Genomic DNA, 19351 nt, shown 5'->3' on the forward strand with positions numbered 1-19351 from the left:
CACGATGCAGACCAGCTACTCGTCTTCCCGCATCCTGTTGCCCGTGTGGCCGCCGTTCATCGGCCTGACGCTGCTCGTCGCCCTGCTCTTGAACCTGCTGCCGACGGCAGCCTGGCCGGCGATGCCCGACTGGCTGGTGCTGACGCTGGTCTTCTGGAGCGTGCGCGAGACACGGCGGGTGGGCATGGGATTGGCGTTTCTGTCAGGACTGGCGATGGACGTGGCGGACGCCAGCCTGCTCGGTCAGCATGCCTTGGCTTATGTGCTGGCGGTCTACGGCGGTTCCGCGCTGTCGCGCCGCATTCTGTGGTTCCCGCTTGGCCAGCAGGCGCTGCACGTCTTTCCCTTGCTGCTGCTCGTCCAGCTCGTGCAGTTGGCGGTGCGCACGCTGGCGGGCGCCGATTCGCCGGGAATCGCCTACCTTCTTGGTCCGTGTCTGGCCACGCTGCTCTGGCCCCTCCTGACCTACCTTCTCCTTCTGCCGCAGCATCAGCCGGTGGACCACGATGCGAACCGACCGCTCTGAAGCTTCGCTGGTGCGCCCGGAAGCGGCGCCAAGACCGTCTGGCGCGCCGGCCGTGCGGCGTAGACGCGCCGTTTGAGGGAGTTGCCGTGGCGCTCGCTCAGGCTTCGCTGAATGCACCCGACCGCGAACTCGAACGCTTCCGCTTTCGCGTCGCGCTGGCGGGCGTCGCGGTGGTCGCGGCGTTCGCGCTTCTTCTTGCCCGCTTCTTCCACCTGCAGGTTGTGCAGCACGAGTACTACACGACGCGCGCCGAGGACAATCGCATTTCGCTGGTGCCGATCGTCCCCAGTCGCGGCGTCATCGTCGATCGCCGGGGTACCGTTCTGGCGCGCAACTATTCAGCTTATACGCTGGAGATCACGCCGTCGAAAGTCGACGATCTGGAGGCGACGATCGAGGGTCTGGGGCGAGTGATCGACGTTCAGCCGAAGGATCGCAAGCGCTTCCGCAAGTTGCTCGAGGAGAGCAAGACCTTCGAGAGCCTGCCGATTCGCACCCGCCTGAGCGAGGAAGAGGTGGCCAGATTCGCCGCCAACCGCTACCTCTTCCCGGGGGTCGAGGTCAAGGCGCGCCTGTTTCGTCATTACCCGCTTGGGCCGGTGGCCTCGCATGCCATCGGCTACATCAGCCGGATCAACAAGCGCGATCTCGAAATGATCGACGACAATGGCCAGACGGCGAACTACAAGGGCAGCGAACACATCGGCAAGACCGGCATCGAACAGAGCTACGAGTTCGACCTGCACGGCGAGGCGGGATACGAGCAGGTGGAAATCGATGCCGGCGGCCGGGCAATCCGCAGTCTGGCGCGTACGCCGCCGGTGCAGGGCAACAATTTGACGCTGACGCTCGACGTCAAACTGCAGGAAATCGCGGAAAAGGTCTTCGGTGACCGGCGCGGCGCCCTGGTCGCGATCGAGCCGTCGACGGGTGGCATCCTGGCACTCGTGTCGACGCCGACCTTCGATCCCAACCTCTTCGTTGATGGGATCCGCAGCGACGACTGGGACGCGCTCAACAACTCGCCCGACAAGCCGATGCTCAACCGGGCGCTGAACGGTGCCTATCCGCCAGGTTCGACCTTCAAGCCGTTCATGGCACTCGCCGCGCTGGAGACCGGCAAGCGGACGCCGGGGCAGGCGATCTCCGATCCCGGCTACTTCAACTTCGGCGGACACCAGTTTCGCGACGACAAGAAGGGTGGGCATGGCAGCGTCGACATGCACAAATCGATCGTCCATTCCTGCGACACCTACTACTACACTCTGGCCAACGACATGGGTATCGACAGCATCGCGCGCTTCATGGCGACGCTCGGCTTTGGCCAGGAGACCGGGATCGACCTCGAGGGCGAGTCGGAAGGTGTTCTGCCGTCACCAGAATGGAAGAAGCGCCGCTTCAAGCGGCCGGAACAGCAGAAGTGGTTTGCTGGCGAAACGATTTCGATCGGCATCGGCCAGGGCTACAATGCCTACACGCCGATTCAACTGGCGCTGGCGACGGCCGTGGTGGCGAACAACGGAATCATGTTTCGCCCGCACCTCGTCAAGTACATCACCGACAGCCGGACCGGCGAAAAGACGATGATCGAACCCGAGCCGCTGCGCGTATTGCCGTGGAAGCAGTCGCATGTCGAGACGATCAAGCGCGCGATGGTCGGGGTCAACACGCATGGCACCGGCACGCGCGCCTTTGCCGGTGCCGGCTACGTGGCAGCGGGCAAGACCGGTACGGCGCAGGTCTTCAGCCTGAAGGGGGGGGACTACAAGGCCTCGCGCGTGAAGAAGGAGTTGCGCGACCACGCCTTGTACATCGCTTTTGCGCCGGCCGACAAACCGCAGATCGCGCTCGCCGTCCTGGTCGAAAACGGTGGTTTCGGTGCGCAGTCTGCGGCGCCGATTGCGCGCATGGTCTTCGACTACTACCTGCTCGGCAAGTTGCCCAAGGGTGTGGCGGAAGAAGACGAAGCGGAGGAGGACTAGGCGATGTCGGAAGACGTGCTGCACCGCCTGTGGCGGCGCCTGGTCGAGCATCTCGATGGCCCTTTGTTGCTGATTACCGGCGCGCTGATGCTGGTCGGCCTGACCACCGTGTACAGCGCGACCTACGATGCGAGCAATCGCCTGATCGCGCAAAGCCTGAACATGACGGTCGGCTTGGCCGCGATGTGGATTGCCGCCCAGATCCCGCCACAGAAGCTGATGCGCTTCGGCGTGCCGCTCTATGTCATCGGCGTCATCCTGCTGATCCTCGTATTCGTCTTCGGGGTCAAGGTGAACGGCGCACGCCGCTGGTTGTCGATCGGTTTCACCCGCGTACAGCCATCCGAACTGCTCAAGATCGCCGTTCCGCTGATGCTCGCCTGGTACTTCCACAAGCACGAAGCCGTTCTCAAGTTTCGCCACTTCGTGGGTGCCGGTGTGCTGCTGCTCGTCCCCTTTGTCCTGATTGCCAAGCAACCCGACCTGGGCACCGCGATCCTGGTCGGAGCGGCCGGATTCTACGTCATCTTCTTCGCTGGCCTCCCCTGGCAAGTGATCGCCGGGCTCGGCGTCGCCGCGGCGAGCGCCGCACCCTTTGCCTGGACGATGCTGCGTGACTACCAGCGCAAGCGCATCCTGACCCTGATCGACCCGACGAGCGATCCGCTCGGCGCCGGTTACCATATCATCCAATCAACCATTGCCATGGGTTCCGGAGGTACCTTCGGCAAGGGCTGGCTGGAGGGAACGCAGACCCACCTGGAGTTCATTCCCGAGCGCCACACCGACTTCATCTTTGCCGTCTTTTCCGAGGAGCGCGGGCTGTTGGGCAACGCGTTCCTCGTTCTCCTCTACCTGCTGCTGATCGCCCGCGGTCTGGTGATTGCGGCCAACGCCTCGACGCTGTTTGCCCGCGTCATGGCCGGCTCGATCACGCTGAGCTTCTTCACCTACGCCTTCGTCAACATGGGCATGGTCAGCGGGATTCTGCCGGTCGTGGGCGTTCCCCTGCCTTTCATGAGCTACGGGGGAACCGCGCTGGTCACCCTGTCGATCGGCATCGGCATTCTGATGAGCATTCGCACGCACCGGATGCTGGTCAGGAAATGATACGACCCGCCTGGTCAACGCGCGACGATCTGCCGTGCCGGCGGCTGGCGACCGTTCTGCTGCTGTGCTTTCTGGCGGGATGCGGCGGACAGCCGGCACGCTCGCCGGACGTGGCGGTGCAGCCAGGCGAGGCGGCCAGGCTGCCGGGCAAGATCGTGCGCAAGCCGGCCGCCGTGCAGAAACGCGCCGGAGCCTATTACAAGGACGACGGCCCGGCGGACGAGATTCCGGACAATCTCGACGACATTCCGGATGCCCTGCCGCGCAGCGAACCCCTGCATCGTTTCGCCAACCGCCCGTACGTCGTCCTGGGCAAGGCCTACGAGCCACAAAACAGCCTGCGGCCGTACCGGCAACGCGGCGTGGCGAGCTGGTACGGGAAGAAATTCCACGGCCTGAAGACCTCGATCGGCGAGCCCTACGACATGTTCGCGATGACCGCGGCGCATCCGACGCTGGCCATTCCGTCCTACGTTCGGGTGACCCATGTCGGCAACGGCAAGTCGGTGGTCCTGCGCGTCACCGACCGTGGACCGTTTCATGCCGACCGGATCATCGACCTTTCGTACGCCGCCGCCTACCGCCTGGGTTATGTCGATAACGGCAGCGCGCTGGTTGAGGTCGAAGCGATCGTGCCGGCAGACGCCGCGGCGCTCGCCCTGTCCAGCGCGCCCGCCAGCCCGCCCACCACCGTACCGGCGAAAGTGGCGTTGGCCGACGGTCGTGACGAAATCGAACTGCTCGCAGCCAGGCTGGAGCGCCAGACGGCGGCGCCGCCGACTGCTGGCCAGGGGCCCAGGCTGCCGGCGCCGGGCCCGAATGCTGCTTGGCCAGCGTCTGCCGTGCGCGGCATTTTCCTTCAACTGGGAGCTTTCGCCAGCCTCGACAACGCGGAAAGCCTGCGCGCCCATCTGGCGCGTGAACTCGATTGGCTGAGCGAAGAAATTGGCGTCAACCCGGGCGGCGGTATACACCGGGTGCACCTCGGGCCGTATGCCAGCCGGGCTGACGCCGAGCGCGTTGCCGAACGGATTCGCCTGGCTCTGGGCTACAAGCCGACGATCATCAGCCGCTGATCAGCCCTTGTTGGCGTCCTCGGCGAGTGGGCGAAAAACGCCCTGGACGACTTTCTTGCCTTTATCCAGGCGAACCAGGTGGCCGGTGACTTCCACCGGGATGATGCGGCCGTTCGCGGCGATTACTTCGCTGCGCAGGGTCTGTGCGCCATCCAGCCTGATCAGCTCGCCGAGCACTGCGCGCGCCTCCTGCGTGTCGCCACTGGCATGCAGTTCGGCCTGCAGGATACCGAGAAGCTGCTGCAGTTCGCGCCCGAAGAGCTTCTCGGCCTGCGGGTTGGCGTCGAGGATGTGCCCGCTGTCGGCATCGGAAATCAGGATGGCGTCGCGCGCGCCCATGAACAGCGCGTGGCGCAGGCAGTTGGCGTCGTGCAGGTCTTCCTCGATCGTCGCGACATGATGCTGCAGCAGGGCGAGCGCGACCAGGTTGCTGATCGCGTGTGCGAAAAGGCGTTGCACCGAAGTCCACGCGGAGTGCGGCCCGACACGTTCGATGCGCAACACCCCCTGCAACTCGCCATTGACGTGAATCGGCGAGGCGATCAGCGCACTGATTCCGTTCATCAGCAGGTCATCGTCGACAAACTCCTGCGTCAAGGGATGCGTCAGCGCATCGTCGGCGACGATCGGGTCGCCATGCGCGAGCGCGCGAAAATACTCGGGATAGCGCGTCGCGTGCAGGACCACGCCGTTGCTGTGCCGGTTACGCGACAGCTCATAAAGATCGATACACTCCAGCGTCAACTGCTCGGCGGTCAGCCCCCAGAGGCTGACGCGCTCGATGTTGAGCATCTGTCCGGTGGCCGCGGTCAGTTGACGCAGTGTTTCATCCAGACTGTTGCCGGCGAAGCCGCCACGCGAAAGCTGTGCAAAAGCGCTTTGCAGGTCAAGGGAATCCGCGAGGGGTCGAAAAGGCGGCAGCATGGGGTCCTGACTATGCCCATTTGTCCCATGGGCTTATTGGTCGAGCAAACGAGCACCATCCTAAGCGTCGACGCAGCCGTGCGCTGTGGAGTACGTCACGCCAGCAGGGTCGCTGGTCGCTGATCTGTCACAAAACGTGCACAAGAGCACCCGGGGGCGCTTGCTATAATCCGCGCTTTGCCTGGAACGTGTTCCCATGCGCAGGTTTCGCTCGGTCGTTTTCCTTCTGCTTTGTCTTCCCGCTCTCGTCTTCGCCCAGCAATTGCCGATTCCGCCAGTGCTGGCGGCCAAGTCGTGGCTCCTGATCGAAGCGGCCTCAGGCCAGGAACTCGCCGCACAGGCAGCCGACCAGCGTCTTGAACCGGCGTCGCTGACCAAGCTGATGACCGCGTACCTGAGTTTTGCCGCGCTGCGCCAGGGAACGATCAAGCTCGATCAGGCCGTACCGGTTTCGCAAAAGGCGTGGAAGACCGGCGGTTCGCGCATGTTCATCCAGATCGGCACCGAGGTGCGCATCGAGGACCTGCTCAAAGGAATGATCGTGCAGTCGGGTAACGATGCCTGCGTTGCGCTCGCGGAAGCCATTGCCGGCGATGAGGAAAACTTTGCGCAGTTGATGAATCGCGAGGCGCAACGTCTGGGCATGAAAGCCTCGAGTTTCCGCAATGCGAGCGGCCTGCCCGATCCGCAGCACTACACGACGGCGCGCGACCTGGCGCTGTTGGCCGGCGCGCTGATTCGCGACTTTCCTGAAGAGTATGCGAAGTATTACTCGCTGAAGGAGTTTCGCTACAACAAGATCACCCAACCGAACCGCAATCGCCTGCTCTGGCTCGACCCCACGGTCGATGGCCTGAAGACCGGACATACCGAGGGTGCCGGCTATTGTCTGGTGTCTTCGGCCAAACGCGGCGCGCGACGCCTGCTGGCGGTGGTGCTCGGCACCGCGTCGGACAACCAGCGCGCGCAGGAATCGCTCAAGCTGCTCAATTACGGCTTTCAGTTCTACGACGCAGTGCAGCTCTATGCCAGGAACGAACCCGTTTCCAGCCTGAAGGTCTGGAAAGGCAAGGAGAATGCGGTGAAGCTTGGTTTTGCCCACGATCTCGTTCTCGCCGTGCCCAAAGGCTACGGCTCGCGCCTGCGGACCGAACTTGTCTCGCAACAGCCGCTGCTCGCGCCAATAACGCGTGGCCAGGTGCTTGGCACGCTCAAGGTGAGCATGGACGGAAAGCCCTACGGCGAGTATCCGGTCAGTGCGCTGGAAGCCGTCGAGCCAGCAGGAATCGTCGGCCGGGCGTTTGACGGCATCCGCCTCTGGCTGAACTAGGAGAGCAAGCGGCCATGTCGCCTCCGCCAAGACCAATTGAGGCACAGCACGCATGGACAACCGCTTGCCGAATCATCGATAATTCAAAGTCTGATTCACGGCGCCACGGATGAAATTTCTTTTCGACCTGTTTCCGGTCATCCTTTTCTTCATTGCCTACAAGGTCTGGGACATCTACACCGCGACCGCGGTGGCGATCGCCGCCACCTTCGCCCAGATCGGCTGGCTGTGGTTCAAGGGAAAGCGAATCGACACGATGCTTTGGGTCAGCCTGGTCGTCATCACGCTTTTCGGTGGCCTGACCCTGATCCTGCACGACGAGGAGTTCATCAAGTGGAAGCCGACCGTGCTCTATTGGGCCTTTGCTGCGGCGCTGCTCGTTGGCTCGCTTTTCCTGCGCAAGAATTTCATTCGCCTGCTGCTCGGCGAGCAGCTCGATCTGCCGGAAGTCGCCTGGAGCAAACTCAATTGGTCGTGGATTGCCTTCTTTGCTTTCATGGGCGTCGTCAACCTGTTCGTGGCGTTCAACTTTTCCACCGACGAATGGGTCAACTTCAAGCTCTTCGGCGCGACCGGTCTGATGCTGCTTTTTGTCCTGGCGCAAGGGCTGTTTCTGTCCCGCTTCCTTGAGGAGAAGAAATGATGTTCTACGCCATCGTCGGCGAAGATCGGCCGGATACGCTGGCACAGCGGCTTGCCGCGCGACCGGATCATGTACAGCGGCTAAAGGCTTTGCAGGCGGAAGGCCGCCTGCTGATGGCCGGGCCATTCCCGGCGATCGATGCGCCCGATCCCGGGCCAGCCGGCTTTACCGGCAGCCTGATCGTTGCCGAGTTTCCCTCGCTGACCGCGGCGCGCGCCTGGGCTGACGCCGATCCCTACGTCGCTGCCGGCGTCTATGATCGCGTTACCGTCCGGCCGTTCAAGAAAGTGCTGCCGGCGTGAGCGCCAGCGACGACCGCGGCGCGCGCAGCGCCGATCTCGAAGCCGATATCCGGCAGCGCCTGAGCAAGCTGGCGCCGATCAGCCTTGATCTTTACGACGACTCGGCGCGTCATGCCGGCCACTCGGGTGCCGGCGGCGGCGCGCATTACCGCCTGCGCATCGTCTCGGGGGCGTTTGCCGGCCAGGGCTCACTGGCCCGCCACCGCATCGTGCACGCTGCCCTGGCCGACCTCCTGGCGGGCAGGATTCATGCACTGAGCCTGACGACGCTAAGTCCGGAAGAGCACTCCGCGACGGCTTCGATCGCGACTTGATGCGAACAGCAAGTACTCATTTACCCCAACTCAAGGAACGCATAGATGAACAAGCTATCCAAGCTGGCCAGCACGCTGCTCGTCGGCGCGCTACTCTCGCTGCCGGTGACTGCCGCCGAGAAAGGAAAGGCCGCGGGCGCCGTCGCCACGGTGAACGGCGTCGCCATTTCACAGACGCTGGCGAACGCTTTTGTTGCTGAGCAGCAGGCGCAGGGTGCACCGGACAGTCCGGAGCTCAAGAACGCCATCCGGGAAGAACTGATCCGTCGTGAATTGCTCGTCCAGGAGGCAAAGAAGCTCGGCCTCGACAAGAAGACCGACGTGGCCGCGCAGGCCGACCTGGCGCGGCAGGCGATCATCATCCGCGCTTTCGTCCAGGAGTATCTGAAGAAGCATCCGATCGGCGACGACCAGGTCAGGGCAGCCTACGACAAAGTGAAAGGTCAGCTCGGCAATACCGAGTACAAGGTGCGCCACATCCTCGTCGAGAAAGAAGATGAAGCGAAGACGATCATCGCCAACCTCAAGAAGGGCGCGAAGTTCGACGAACTGGCCAAACAATCGAAGGACCCCGGCTCACGGGATAACGGGGGTGACCTCGGCTGGGGCAGCGCGGCGAAGTACGTCAAGCCGTTTGCCGACGCGGTGGCTGCGCTGGGCAAGGGCAAGTACAGCGACACACCGGTCAAGACCGATTTTGGCTATCACGTGATCCAGGTCGACGACAGTCGCCCGCTCACTCCCCCGACTTTCGATCAGGTCAAGCCGCAACTGTTGCAACGCCTGCAGCAGGAGCAACTGCAGAAGTTTGTCGGGGAATTGCGCAGCAAGGCGAAGGTCGAGTAGGCAGGCACGATTCGGCTTGGCCGGGTTCGCCTTCCGCGAGCTGCGGTCCGGCCAAATCGCCCACGGGTCTTTGCGGTACCCGCCCGGTCCCGGCAGATCTGAAAGCCAAGTCTGCCGGACCGAGCCCTGCGTTGGGCGAGATTCGCGCGAACGCAGCCGTGCCTCAGGTTCAGGCAGCGTGCAGCGTGACGCGCGCTCCGACTGGCGCCAAGCGATTGCTTGCCGCCTGAGCCTGGCTCGGAAGAATCGCGTTGAACAACTCGCCGGCGCGTAGCTCCTTGCTCTGCGACCGGCGTTTCCGCCGGGATCGCAGCGCTATCGGGGGTTCTTTTCCTCGCCGTGCTCCCAGCCGGTCAGCATCGCTTTCAAATGCGCACCCACCGTGTCGCCGGTGGTGATCAGATAGACGTGGGCAATGAAGAAGGCCAGCATCAGAAAAGCGCCGATGGTATGCGCGAGGGCGATCGTGGCCAGATCGAAATGTTGCCCGAGGGCCGCCAGCTCGTTGTAGTAGAGATAAAGCAGTCCGGAAATCCAGAGCAGGGGGTTGATCAGCACCTTGACCATCAGGTAGGCCTGCGCCTGCAGCGGATTGTGTTTTTGTCGGCGTGTTACCTTGAACGGGTGGGGTTCGCCGCGAAATATCCCCAACGCATAGTGCCTGAGGACCACGTCGGCATTCTTCATCGTCGGGATGTACTGGCGCCATTCGCCGGTGACGAAATGCCAGAAGATGGCGAACACCCAGAGAATGATCAGCGCCCAGGCGGCGATGCCATGAATCTGGTGCGCCTTGGCGAAACCGAGCAGATGGTAGGTGCCGTGAATTTCGAAACCGGTGAGCAGCATGCCAATCACCAGCAGCGCCTGCGTCCAGTGCCAGAAGCGTTCGAAGCGGGTAAAGATGTAGATACGTTCCATGAGGGTTTCCCTGAGATCAGCGCGGGCGGCGCACGATGCGGATCAGGCCGTGCAGCGCGACGGCAGCCAGCGTGCCGCCGGCGACGATCCAGCCGATCAGGTTGACCAGGCGGTTGGCATCGCGCCCCGGAATGTAGACGCCGTCGATCGCGTCCAGGCGACCACCGCGGGTGTGGCATTCGCTGCAGCCGAGCGCCTTCTCTTTCGGCGCGACCATGTGTGTGATCGGCCATGACATGTCGGTCTTGATGAAGCCCACTTTGCCCGAGAAATCGGCGCCCGCTACCTTCATGCCGGTCTCGATGGCCTTTTCCCAGCCAAAGTTTTTCCAGTACGCGGTATCGTCGTTGCCCGCGGTATGCGGCGTGACCAGCGTCTTGTTGACCGCGTCGAAGGGCTGTGCGCCGCGGAAAACCTTCATTGGCCAGATCAGCGATTCGCCGTCTGTGGCGCTGCCGCCCAGCTTGTTGATGTGCGTCACGCCTTCGATGTTCTCGATCTTGTCGCCGAGCAGCGTGTAGCTCACCTTGCCATTGAACCAGGCGTACTCGGGGACGACGTTTTCACCCAGCGTGAAATCACCCTTCTTCGAGTCGTAGATGACGCGCCCCTTGTCGTCCTTCTTGATCATCGGCTTGCCGTCCGGCGTCAGCCGTCCGGCGGTCGACCAGTCCCAGCTCATCTTGGTAGCGACGCCGCCGCGCGCAATCGCGGGGATGTGGCAGGTCTGGCAGGCGATCTTGTCGGTATGGTGATTGAGCTTGGCCGCCATGCCTGAGTCCTTGTGCGGGCTGAGTCCGTGGCAGGCCTGGCAAGTCGCCGGATTGCTCTTGTCTTCCTTGCCGCGCATGTGGGCGCCGCCCTTGTCCTTGCCGACTGGTGTGTAACGGCTGCCGGGAACGTCGTGGCTGGCCGTCTTGTGGCAGGTGCCGCAAGTGAAGTCGAGGCCGGTGGCGTCCATGTGAACGTCGACTTCCTTGTCCGGCGAGGCGAGCGAGGAATCCATGTCGCCGTGCTTGACGCCGTCGCCGCCGCCCCCGAAGAAGTGACACGCGCCACAGGTGTCGCGACTGGTCTTGCCGACCTTCTGGGCAACCCGGCTCAGGTCGACGGCCTTGGCGATCTTGCCCGAACCGGGCGGAATCTCGACATCCTTATACGGCGGGTGCCCGGCGAGTCCGGGCAGCTTGCGGTAGCTGCCAGTGGTGTCATGGCAGACCAGGCAATCCACATTCTCTTCCGCAGTAAAGTCGAAGCTCGCGTCCTTCCAGCCGTAACCGACGTGGCAACTGGTGCAGAACGCGTAATTCGAGGGAACCGAGATGCAGAAGTTGTTGATGACGTTCTTCTTGCCCAGGCGCTGCTGGTTTTCCGGGTTGAGAAAGTCCCAGGTCCAGTGTTTGGTCCGGTGCACCTGTTTGGCCGCTTCGGTATGGCAGCTCAGGCAGACTTTCGTCAGCTCCGGGCCCGACGCGAATTCCTGCTGCAATTCTTTGTATTTGCTATGGTCGGCCGTCGAATCCAGCCGTACTGGTGGGGGCTCGCTGGCCAAGGCGCTGCCGCCGACAAGCAGCGCGGCGAGCAGCAGGCCGCCCGACCACTCCGTGGCGATTCTCCGAAGAATTCTGGCGCTCATGTCTTCCTCGCGTAGGTCGGTGAGCCGAACTATTTCGTTTCGGCAATCCGGTAGCTGCCATCCTTGCTCCATTTGGTCTCGGCATCAAGGAAGTAGGTCTTCAGCGAAGGTTTGTACAGCTTGGCCATGTCGTGCGCCTCGCCGCTACGCGCGCTGGTTCCGCAGAAGAAGACAATGGGCTTGTCGGTGGGCAACTCGTCGATCCGCTTCTCCAGCGTGTTGATCGGGAAATTGACCGCACCCTTGAAGGTTCCGCTGGCATATTCGGCGGGTTCGCGCACATCGATCAAGTGGATGGTCGTCGGCGCTTCCTTGTAGATTCGTTCGAACGAGGCGAGGCTGATCGTGCCACTTTCCTTGCCTGGCTGGATCGTCGGAGCAGATGCCGTGGCGGCGGTTTCGGTGCTGGGTCCGGGGCCGTACAGTTTTTCCCAGGCGGGATAGCCCTCAGGCACCACCTTGACCGCGGTGTAGCCCAGCTTGACCGCCTTGGCGGCCGAGTCCGAACTCAGCTTGCAGCTCAGCCCTTCGCAGTAGAAGTAGAGTGGGGCAGCCTTGTCGGCCGGCAGGCGGTCGACCAGCTTGTCGAACTGCAGGTCAGGAATGCTGATTGCGCCAGGAATGTGGCCCTTGTCGAACTTGCGCTCTTTCGGCCGCGAGTCGATCAGCGTCAGCGGCGCCTTGTCATCGATCAGCTTCTTGATGTACGGCACGCTGACGGCTGCAATATGGCCCTTCTTCAGCCAGTCCGGGTAACCGTCGGCATAGACCCGGATGTTGCTGTAGCCGAGCTTTTCGGCGCGGAAAGCCGAGTTGTGGCTGAGCATGCATTCCGGCCCGTCGCAATAGAAGATCAACAGGCTGCCCTTGTCCTTGGGCAATAGATCGACCAGCTTGTCGAACTGGCTGTCCGGAATGTTCAGCGCGGTCGGAATGTGCCCGGGATCGTACTTGCGCGCGGTTGGCCGCGAGTCGACGATCAGAACGTCTTCCGGTTTGGGTAATACGGCGTACTTGGCGACGAACTCGGCATTGACCAGCTTGTGGTACCAGCCGGCCTTTGTTTGGCTGGCTGTTTCTTCGGCTGACACAGCGGCGGTCGGGAAGACGGTGGTGACGGAAAGAAGGGCGGCCAGCACGGTGGCAGCCGCGAGCGGGCGAGACGGTTTGAACATGATCTTTGGCAGATTCGAATGAACGGAATGGAGGGAATTGTCAGCAAGTGCGACCGAATCGGCAGGCGCGACTCAGCTACATGTGGCGGGTGCTTCGCCGTCCTTGGCGCCCTTGATGACGAAAGCCTTGACGTCCTCGAACAGCTCGTCGTCGGCGACCTCGGCAAACTTTTCGGCTGCCTTGTTCTGGCTGCGAATGCTGGCGCGGTAGGCCTTGCTGACGTACTGCTTCATCGAATCCTTGCCCTTGGCGTGCTTGTCGGCCTGCAGGTAGCTGGCCCATTGCGCCTTGGTCATCGTGCTTGGCGCAATCGAGCCGCCCGCCTGGGCAGCATGGCAGGCGGTGCACACGCTGCGGTAATAGACCCGACCGCGCTTCCAGTCGGCGTCGTAGGCCAGGGCGAGCGACGAAAGACTAAAAAGGCCAACAGTGATTGCGCAGGCAATCGGCAAACGTTTGATCATGACAGACTCCGGTGAAAACTAGGCTTTCCTGGTCGCGCCTGCCGCTTCTGGGAGGCTCGGCGTGCGGAAGAATGTTACTCCTGGTACATTAGCAAATCAGTATATACGTATGATCTGCGTCAACGATCGTTTGAATATTCTCGCTTCGCCCGGAGCGCCCGTGCGGTGCGATTGCTGAAAAGGCGAGCGCAGACAACGGTCGATGATGCCCATTGCCGAAGCAGGCGGCAGCACCTAGACCAGCCCACGCGCCGTCGCCAGAAAGTAGCCGGCCAGGCAGGAGGTTGCCACGCCGATCAGTCCGGGAAGGATGAAGCTGTGGTTGATCAGGTACTTGCCGATATGTGTCGTACCTGAACGATCGAACTGGATGGTGGCCAGGTCGCTTGGGTAGGTGGGCAGGATGTAGTAGCCGTAGCATGCCGCGGCGAAGGCGACGACGTAGCCCGGCGGAACGCCGATCGACAGCGCCAGCGGCACCATCGCACTGATTGCCGCTGCCTGCGAGTTGACGAACTTCGAAACGATCAACAGCGCTACCGCGTAGGTCCAGGGCTGCGTCCTGACCAGGTCGGCCAGGGCTTCCTTGATGATCGGCAGATTGGCCTCGAAAACCGAATCGGCCATCCAGGCGACGCCGAAGACGGCGACCACGGCAATCATTCCCGCCCGGAAGACTTCTGTCTTACCGATGGCTGCCGGGTTGGTCTTGGTAAACAGGATGATGAATGCGCCAGCCATCATCATGAACATCTGGATCGTCAGGACCATCGACAGTGGCTTGCCGGAGAAGCTCGGCCGCAAGGTCTCGAAGGCACCGAGGGCGGCGACGACGGCGATCGCGCCGACGAAGATCCACATCGCCACCCACTGACCGCGTTCGAGCGTCTTGCCGAGCAGCGTCGCCGTCTCGCCGTAGACGAACTTGCGGCTTTCCGGATCGGCAATCAATTTCTGGAAGGCCTCGTCCTTGTCCAGGTCCTTGCCGCGGAACCAACTGAAAATGCCGATCATCAACACCCCGACTAGCGTCGATGGGATGGTGATCGAGAGCAGCGTGACGAAGTCGAGCACCGGCGCACCGGCTGGTGCCTTGGCGAGAAACGCTGCCAGCGAGACGACCGCCACCGACACCGGACTGGCAATGATTCCCATCTGCGAACCGATCGACGAGCCGGCCATCGGCCGTTCCGGCCGGATGCCGTTCTTGATCGCAATGTCGTAAATGATCGGCAGCATCGTATACACGACGTGCCCGGTTCCGCAGAGGATGGTCAGGAAGGTGGTGACGAAGGGGGCAAGGATGGACACGTACTTCGGGTTTCGCCGCAGCACTTTCTCGGCCATCAGCAACAGCACCTCCAGGCCGCCGGAGGCCTGCAGCGTCGCCGATGCGGCAACGACGGCGACGATGGTCAGCATCACGTCGACCGGTGGTTTGCCGGGTGGTACGTGAAACCCGAAAACGAGAACGACGACGCCAATCCCGCCGAGCAGGCCGAGCGCCACGCCACCTTTGCGCGCGCCGTAGAACAGGCAGATGAGAATCAGCAGCAGTTCGAGAGCCAAGGTCATGATGGGGCCTCTTTCGCAGTGTCGGGAACTACATGAACGGTGGAAGCTGTCGGTTTGCCGGCGGAGTATATGAGTCTGTGTCAAGGCGGGTCAATCCCGGCTTTTCCCTGCTTTGCCCTTGGCCGGCGGTGCACGCGGGCGAAAATTGCGTCGGTGGTTGCCCCAATGGTCCGCCTGGCTGTCGGATAACAGCGGCCCGCGCACTGCCCAACGACGCGCACCGGCCTGTTCCTGCACGGGTAGACTTCGCCGCCCGCCAAGACCTGGGGCAAGCGCTTGCATCTGCGTCGCTCCATGGTGCCAATCGGGTTAAGATGGCTTCCGCGCCGCTGCGCATGCATCTTCCGAAAGTCCACTGCGAAAGGCCACCGTTCGTGCTCGCCACCTCCCTGATTGACAACATTGAAAAAGTCGTCATCGGCAAGCGCACGGTAGTCGAGCTGGCCATCGTCGCGCTCCTTTGCCGCGGGCATATCCTGCTCGAAGACGTGCCCGGCACGGGCAAGACGACCTTGGCGCGCGCCCTGGCACGCTCGGTCGCGGCCGACATGAAACGCCTGCAATGTACCCCCGACCTGTTGCCCTCCGACATCACCGGCGTGGCGATCTACAACCAGAAGAGCAGCGAGTTCGAGTTTCGGCCTGGCCCGGTATTCACCAATCTGTTGCTTGCCGACGAAATCAATCGCGCGACGCCGCGCGCACAGTCGGCATTGCTGGAATGCATGGAGGAGTTCCACGTCACTTCCGACGGTGTGACGCATGAGTTACCGAAGCTTTTCATGGTCCTGGCAACGCAAAATCCGATCGATATGGCCGGCACGCATCCGCTTCCGGAAGCCCAGCTCGATCGCTTCTTCGTCCGGCTGAGTATCGGCTACCCGTCGCTCAGCGAGGAATTAAGCATCCTTTCGGCACAGGCGAGGGAACACCCGATCGACCGCCTGCCAGCGGTGATCTCCGAGTCCGCCGTGCTCGCCGCGCGCGAGCAGGTAAAGGAAATCCATCTCTCCCGCGAGGTCGCCGACTACATCGTCAGGATCAGCGACGCGACGCGCCGACATCCCGACTTGCGTCTGGGGGCGAGCCCGCGCGCCACGCTGGCGTTGGCGCGCGGTGCGCGCGGTCTCGCTTATCTGCGCGGACGCGCCTATGTGACGCCGGATCTGGTCAAGACGATGGCCGCGCCAATCCTCGAGCACCGGCTGATCGCGAAGCCCAAAGCGGCGGCGCTCGGACGCAGCGCGCACGCCATTCTTGGCGAAGTCCTCGACCAGGTCGCTCCTCCGGTCTAGGCTTGGCGGCGCGACGATGGCCATCATCGGACAACTCGGCGGCTGTTTGCGCCGGCGCTTGCGCCTCTTCGCGCTGATCGGTCTGACGCTGGTTGCCTACATCGGCGCGGTCAACCGGGCGCAGAGCCTGCCGTGGTTCATCGCCGCGCTGTTGACGGCGACGCTTGTCGTCGGGCTGGTCTGGCCGCACTGGCTGGTGGGGCGTTTGTCGGTCGTCCGCCGCGGACCTGATCGGGCTGAAGAGGGCGAGACGATCAACTTTGCCGTCGATGTGCGCAACTGGGGTTACCTGCCGCGCTTCATGGTCGAGCTGGTCGATCGGCTGCCGGCATTCGGCGCTGCGCCGGGAGCGGCGCCTGGCGTCGCCCGGACGCTGGGGATGATCGGCTACGTGCCGGGGCGCAGCAGCCGTTGCTTCACCATGCCGCTGGTTTGCGAGAAGCGTGGGTTCTACCGACTGGGGCCGGTCGGCCTGGCCTCCAGTTTTCCGCTCGGCTTGGCCGAAGCGCGGCAGCAGCGCAACGACGGCGTCCATTGCCTGACCGTTTATCCGGCGGTGTTTCCGATCGTCAGCCTGGCGCTGCGCGGCGCGCCGAGCCAGATTCATCGCGGCGGCTATCTGCTGCCCGAAGGCTCGGGCGCAGCCGAGTTTTGCGGCCTGCGCGAATACCGGCTGGGCGACAATCCACGCCACATCCATTGGCCGACGAGCGCCCGGATGAATGAGCTGATGGTCAAGCAGTTCGAGCCCTTGGCTTCGGCGTGTGTGCACTTCGTCCTCGATCTTGCGCGCGGCTCGAACGTCGGCGCGGGTCGGCAGGCGACGCTGGAATATGCCTTGCGTATCGCCGCCTCGATGGCCCGGTTTACCTGCTACAACAACATTCGCACCCGATTGACGGGCGCCGCCAGACGAGCGGTCGAGGTCGAAGCGGGCAGCGGAGCGATGCAGTATCAGCGCATCCTCGACGAGTTGGCGGTAGTCGACGCCGACGGCAGCCGGCCGTATGCGAGTGTGCTGGAAGGGATTGGCCGTCGGGCGCTCGACGGCGAGACGGTGATCGTCTTCCTGTCGCCGGCGGCAGGCGAAGCGAGCGCTACATTCGAGGCATTGATGGCGCTGCGCGCCAGCCGGGCGCAGATCTTCGCGATCGTCTTCGAGCGCAGCAGTTTCGTCGATCCGCTCAGCTCGCGCGATGCGCAGGCGGATGCGGCCGTCGCGCTGCTGCACGAGATCGACGCGACGAGCGTGCGCGTTCGCTGCGGCGACGATCTCGTGCACCTGTTCAACGCATGAGTCCGCCGGTCACCTACCGGCCGGCGTACATCGGCCTCTTCGCCGCACTGGTACTGGCGGTCACCTGCAACGCGTACCTCGATATCCACCACGGCACTTTCGGTGTCGAGGTGCTGATCTGGTCGATGGTCTATTTCTTCACGCTGCGCGTCGCCTGGAAACAGAGTGGCAAGGTCGATGAAATTGGCCGGCGGCGGCAGAAGGTCTGGGCGATCGTTGCCGTGCTCGCCACGCTGCTCGTCTTCCTGCCGCTCTGGCGGCTGCCGCGCGCTGGTCTGTGGGCGCTCGCCGCCTTGCAGGCGGCCGCGAATTGCGTCACCGTCGATCGTCGGAGGTTCATGCTGGCGCTGCTCGTCTCGGCGGTGATGGTGATGTTTGCCGCCATGCACTGGCGCGCCGACTGGACGATGCTCTTCTATTTCGTGCCTTACCTGTTGGCCGTCGTCTTCACGCTGGTTGCCGAGCAGGTGAGCCGGCGCGTGCACGAAGTGCAAAACGATGCGCCCGGACAGAACCTGGTCGGCGGTCAGGGAGCGTCGATCGTTGCGGCGACGGCCAGTCTGCTGATCGTCGCGCTGGCGCTCTACGCGCTCACTCCGCAAGTCACCTGGGTCTGGCTGAAGTCTCAATACGGCCAGCTCAGCAACTTGGGATCGCTGCGCGGTATCGACCCGGGCGCGCGGGGCGGACTGCGCGAAGCGGGCGGCCTCGGGGGCGGAGGCGACGATGCGAATACTGCGGGCGGCGCCGACGGGCGGGCTCCCGGCGGTGATCAGGATCTGGCCCACGGCGCGGCCGATGGACCAAGCGGCGACGGCTATCGGGAAAGCATACGCGTCAAGTTCGGCTGGCCGACGGTGCAGGAAATGCGCCAGGCGGCCAAGCGCTCCGGTATGCCCGTCTGGCAGGCCGCGACGATCCGCCAACTCGCCGATGCAGCTGAACTCATCGAGCGGATCGTTCAGCCGCTGACGATCAAGGGGGCGGCGATCAGTCGCGCCGTCGGCGAATGGCTGGAGGCCAATCGGTGGTCGATCATTCGGGGCTTGATCGGCGTCGTGCTGGTCCTGCTGCTCGCCGGGGCGTGCATGCTCGTGCGCGAAATGCGGCTTGGTCTCTGGCTGCGCGTACAGTTCGACTTCTTGCGCTTAGCCCTGTTGCGCCGGCATGCGGCGGGCACGGTCGGTGCCTGCCAGATTTTCGCGGCGATGCAACGACTCTTCGCGCTGCATCAGGTCGAGCAAGACGTGCGGCGCAATGCACGCGAGTATCTGGCTGCGCTGAGTACGATGCATCGCTCCTTACGCCGCGAGGCGGGCGAAATGGTCGAACTCTTCGAGCATGCGCGCTACGGCAACGGCGCGGTCAGCACTCGCCAGCTTGCGCGCATGTGCGAGCTTTACCGGCAGATGTACCGCTGCCTGTGAGCACGCGGGCAGCGTAGACCGGCAGGCGCGAACGGCCGGCCGCGGTGTACGGCAACGGTCAGACGTGGGTTTCGCGCAGGGCGAGACGCGCGAGCGCGTCGAAGTAGCTGGCGCCGACGACCAGCGCTTCCTCGTCGAAGTCGAATTGCGGATTGTGCAGCGGCAGGTTCGGCGTGTTCGGCCCACGACCGCCAAAGCGTACGAAACAGCCGGGGACACGTTCCAGATAGAAAGAAAAATCTTCCGCGCCCATGCTCGGCAGTTCCTGGGTCAATACACACGCACTGCCCACCACCGACATGGCGGCCTGGCGCGCCAGCACGGTTTCCCGCGGGGTGTTGACCACCGGCGGATAGGTTGGCGAAAAAGTCAGCTCGATCTGCGTCTGGTAAGCCTCGCCGAAGGCACGGCACATTCGTTCGAGTCCGGCGATCAGCCGTTGCCGCGTTTCTGGCCGGGTGCTGCGGATCGTGCCGGAGAGCTGGGCGTCATGCGCGATGGCGTTGG

The 19351-nt window shown here is 63.3% G+C and carries 19 protein-coding genes; 12 read left to right on the forward strand and 7 right to left on the reverse strand.

Features of this window, described 5'->3' with window-relative positions; all coding sequences use genetic code 11:
- Positions 1–4 precede the first annotated feature (4 nt).
- The 4 genes from mreD (at position 5) to Q1L59_RS08340 (ending at position 4694) form a co-directional block, all read left to right on the forward strand.
- Positions 5–526: a rod shape-determining protein MreD gene (gene mreD / locus Q1L59_RS08325; protein ID WP_300330751.1), complete on the forward strand. Its 522-nt coding sequence runs from the start codon at positions 5–7 to the stop codon at positions 524–526.
- 86 nt (positions 527–612) lie between these two features.
- Positions 613–2508: a penicillin-binding protein 2 gene (mrdA, locus tag Q1L59_RS08330; protein WP_300330754.1), complete on the forward strand. Its 1896-nt coding sequence runs from the start codon at positions 613–615 to the stop codon at positions 2506–2508.
- Positions 2509–2511: 3 nt separating this feature from the next.
- Positions 2512–3618, forward strand: a complete 1107-nt coding sequence (gene rodA / locus Q1L59_RS08335) for a rod shape-determining protein RodA (protein WP_300330756.1) — start codon at positions 2512–2514, stop codon at positions 3616–3618.
- Complete coding sequence (locus Q1L59_RS08340) at positions 3615–4694, forward strand: septal ring lytic transglycosylase RlpA family protein (RefSeq protein ID WP_300330759.1); 1080 nt, start codon at positions 3615–3617, stop codon at positions 4692–4694. Before rodA ends, Q1L59_RS08340 begins: the two co-directional genes overlap by 4 nt.
- Here the strand turns inward: Q1L59_RS08340 and Q1L59_RS08345 are convergent, their stop codons facing one another.
- Positions 4695–5618 carry a GAF domain-containing protein gene (locus Q1L59_RS08345; RefSeq protein WP_300330762.1) on the reverse strand — a complete coding sequence of 308 codons (924 nt, stop codon included), beginning with the start codon at positions 5616–5618 and terminating at the stop codon, positions 4695–4697.
- Positions 5619–5814: 196 nt separating this feature from the next.
- On the opposite strand from Q1L59_RS08345, the gene Q1L59_RS08350 reads away from it, so the two are divergent.
- The 5 genes from Q1L59_RS08350 (at position 5815) to Q1L59_RS08370 (ending at position 9053) form a co-directional block, all read left to right on the forward strand.
- The gene (locus tag Q1L59_RS08350; RefSeq protein ID WP_300330765.1) at positions 5815–6948 is read left to right on the forward strand and encodes a D-alanyl-D-alanine carboxypeptidase family protein; all 1134 of its coding nucleotides are present in this window, start codon (positions 5815–5817) and stop codon (positions 6946–6948) included.
- Between the two features lie 109 nt (positions 6949–7057).
- The gene (locus tag Q1L59_RS08355; protein WP_300330768.1) at positions 7058–7591 is read left to right on the forward strand and encodes a septation protein A; all 534 of its coding nucleotides are present in this window, start codon (positions 7058–7060) and stop codon (positions 7589–7591) included.
- Positions 7591–7893 carry a YciI family protein gene (locus tag Q1L59_RS08360; protein WP_300330805.1) on the forward strand — a complete coding sequence of 101 codons (303 nt, stop codon included), beginning with the start codon at positions 7591–7593 and terminating at the stop codon, positions 7891–7893. Before Q1L59_RS08355 ends, Q1L59_RS08360 begins: the two co-directional genes overlap by 1 nt.
- Entirely contained in the window at positions 7890–8207 is a 318-nt protein-coding gene (locus Q1L59_RS08365; RefSeq protein ID WP_300330771.1) for a BolA family protein, read from the forward strand. The genes Q1L59_RS08360 and Q1L59_RS08365 overlap by 4 nt, the downstream gene beginning before the upstream one ends.
- A gap of 45 nt (positions 8208–8252) precedes the next feature.
- Positions 8253–9053: a peptidylprolyl isomerase gene (locus tag Q1L59_RS08370; RefSeq protein ID WP_300330774.1), complete on the forward strand. Its 801-nt coding sequence runs from the start codon at positions 8253–8255 to the stop codon at positions 9051–9053.
- A 315-nt stretch (positions 9054–9368) separates the two neighbouring features.
- Here the strand turns inward: Q1L59_RS08370 and Q1L59_RS08375 are convergent, their stop codons facing one another.
- From Q1L59_RS08375 to Q1L59_RS08395, 5 genes are all read right to left on the reverse strand, one after another.
- Positions 9369–9974, reverse strand: coding sequence for a cytochrome b/b6 domain-containing protein (locus tag Q1L59_RS08375; RefSeq protein WP_300330777.1), 606 nt, complete (start codon positions 9972–9974; stop codon positions 9369–9371).
- Between the two features lie 16 nt (positions 9975–9990).
- Entirely contained in the window at positions 9991–11610 is a 1620-nt protein-coding gene (locus tag Q1L59_RS08380; RefSeq protein ID WP_300330779.1) for a tetrathionate reductase family octaheme c-type cytochrome, read from the reverse strand.
- A gap of 29 nt (positions 11611–11639) precedes the next feature.
- Positions 11640–12785, reverse strand: coding sequence for a rhodanese-like domain-containing protein (locus tag Q1L59_RS08385; protein ID WP_300330782.1), 1146 nt, complete (start codon positions 12783–12785; stop codon positions 11640–11642).
- A 72-nt stretch (positions 12786–12857) separates the two neighbouring features.
- Positions 12858–13250, reverse strand: a complete 393-nt coding sequence (locus Q1L59_RS08390; protein ID WP_300330784.1) for a cytochrome c — start codon at positions 13248–13250, stop codon at positions 12858–12860.
- Between the two features lie 234 nt (positions 13251–13484).
- The gene (locus Q1L59_RS08395) at positions 13485–14825 is read right to left on the reverse strand and encodes an anaerobic C4-dicarboxylate transporter (RefSeq protein WP_300330787.1); all 1341 of its coding nucleotides are present in this window, start codon (positions 14823–14825) and stop codon (positions 13485–13487) included.
- A 374-nt stretch (positions 14826–15199) separates the two neighbouring features.
- Between Q1L59_RS08395 and Q1L59_RS08400 the strand changes: the two genes are divergently transcribed.
- The 3 genes from Q1L59_RS08400 to Q1L59_RS08410 are packed head-to-tail and all read left to right on the forward strand — an operon-like array spanning position 15200 to position 18844.
- Positions 15200–16120: a MoxR family ATPase gene (locus Q1L59_RS08400; RefSeq protein WP_300330788.1), complete on the forward strand. Its 921-nt coding sequence runs from the start codon at positions 15200–15202 to the stop codon at positions 16118–16120.
- Between the two features lie 16 nt (positions 16121–16136).
- Entirely contained in the window at positions 16137–17417 is a 1281-nt protein-coding gene (locus Q1L59_RS08405) for a DUF58 domain-containing protein (RefSeq protein ID WP_300330791.1), read from the forward strand.
- Entirely contained in the window at positions 17414–18844 is a 1431-nt protein-coding gene (locus Q1L59_RS08410; RefSeq protein WP_300330793.1) for a DUF4129 domain-containing protein, read from the forward strand. Before Q1L59_RS08405 ends, Q1L59_RS08410 begins: the two co-directional genes overlap by 4 nt.
- 58 nt (positions 18845–18902) lie before the next feature.
- On the opposite strand, the gene Q1L59_RS08415 is transcribed toward Q1L59_RS08410, so the two are convergent.
- The coding region (locus Q1L59_RS08415; RefSeq protein WP_300330796.1) for a M20/M25/M40 family metallo-hydrolase at positions 18903–19351 on the reverse strand (449 nt) is incomplete at its 5' end.

It is taken from the genome of Accumulibacter sp., assembly GCF_029255125.1.
Classification (GTDB): Bacteria; Pseudomonadota; Gammaproteobacteria; order Burkholderiales; family Rhodocyclaceae; genus Accumulibacter.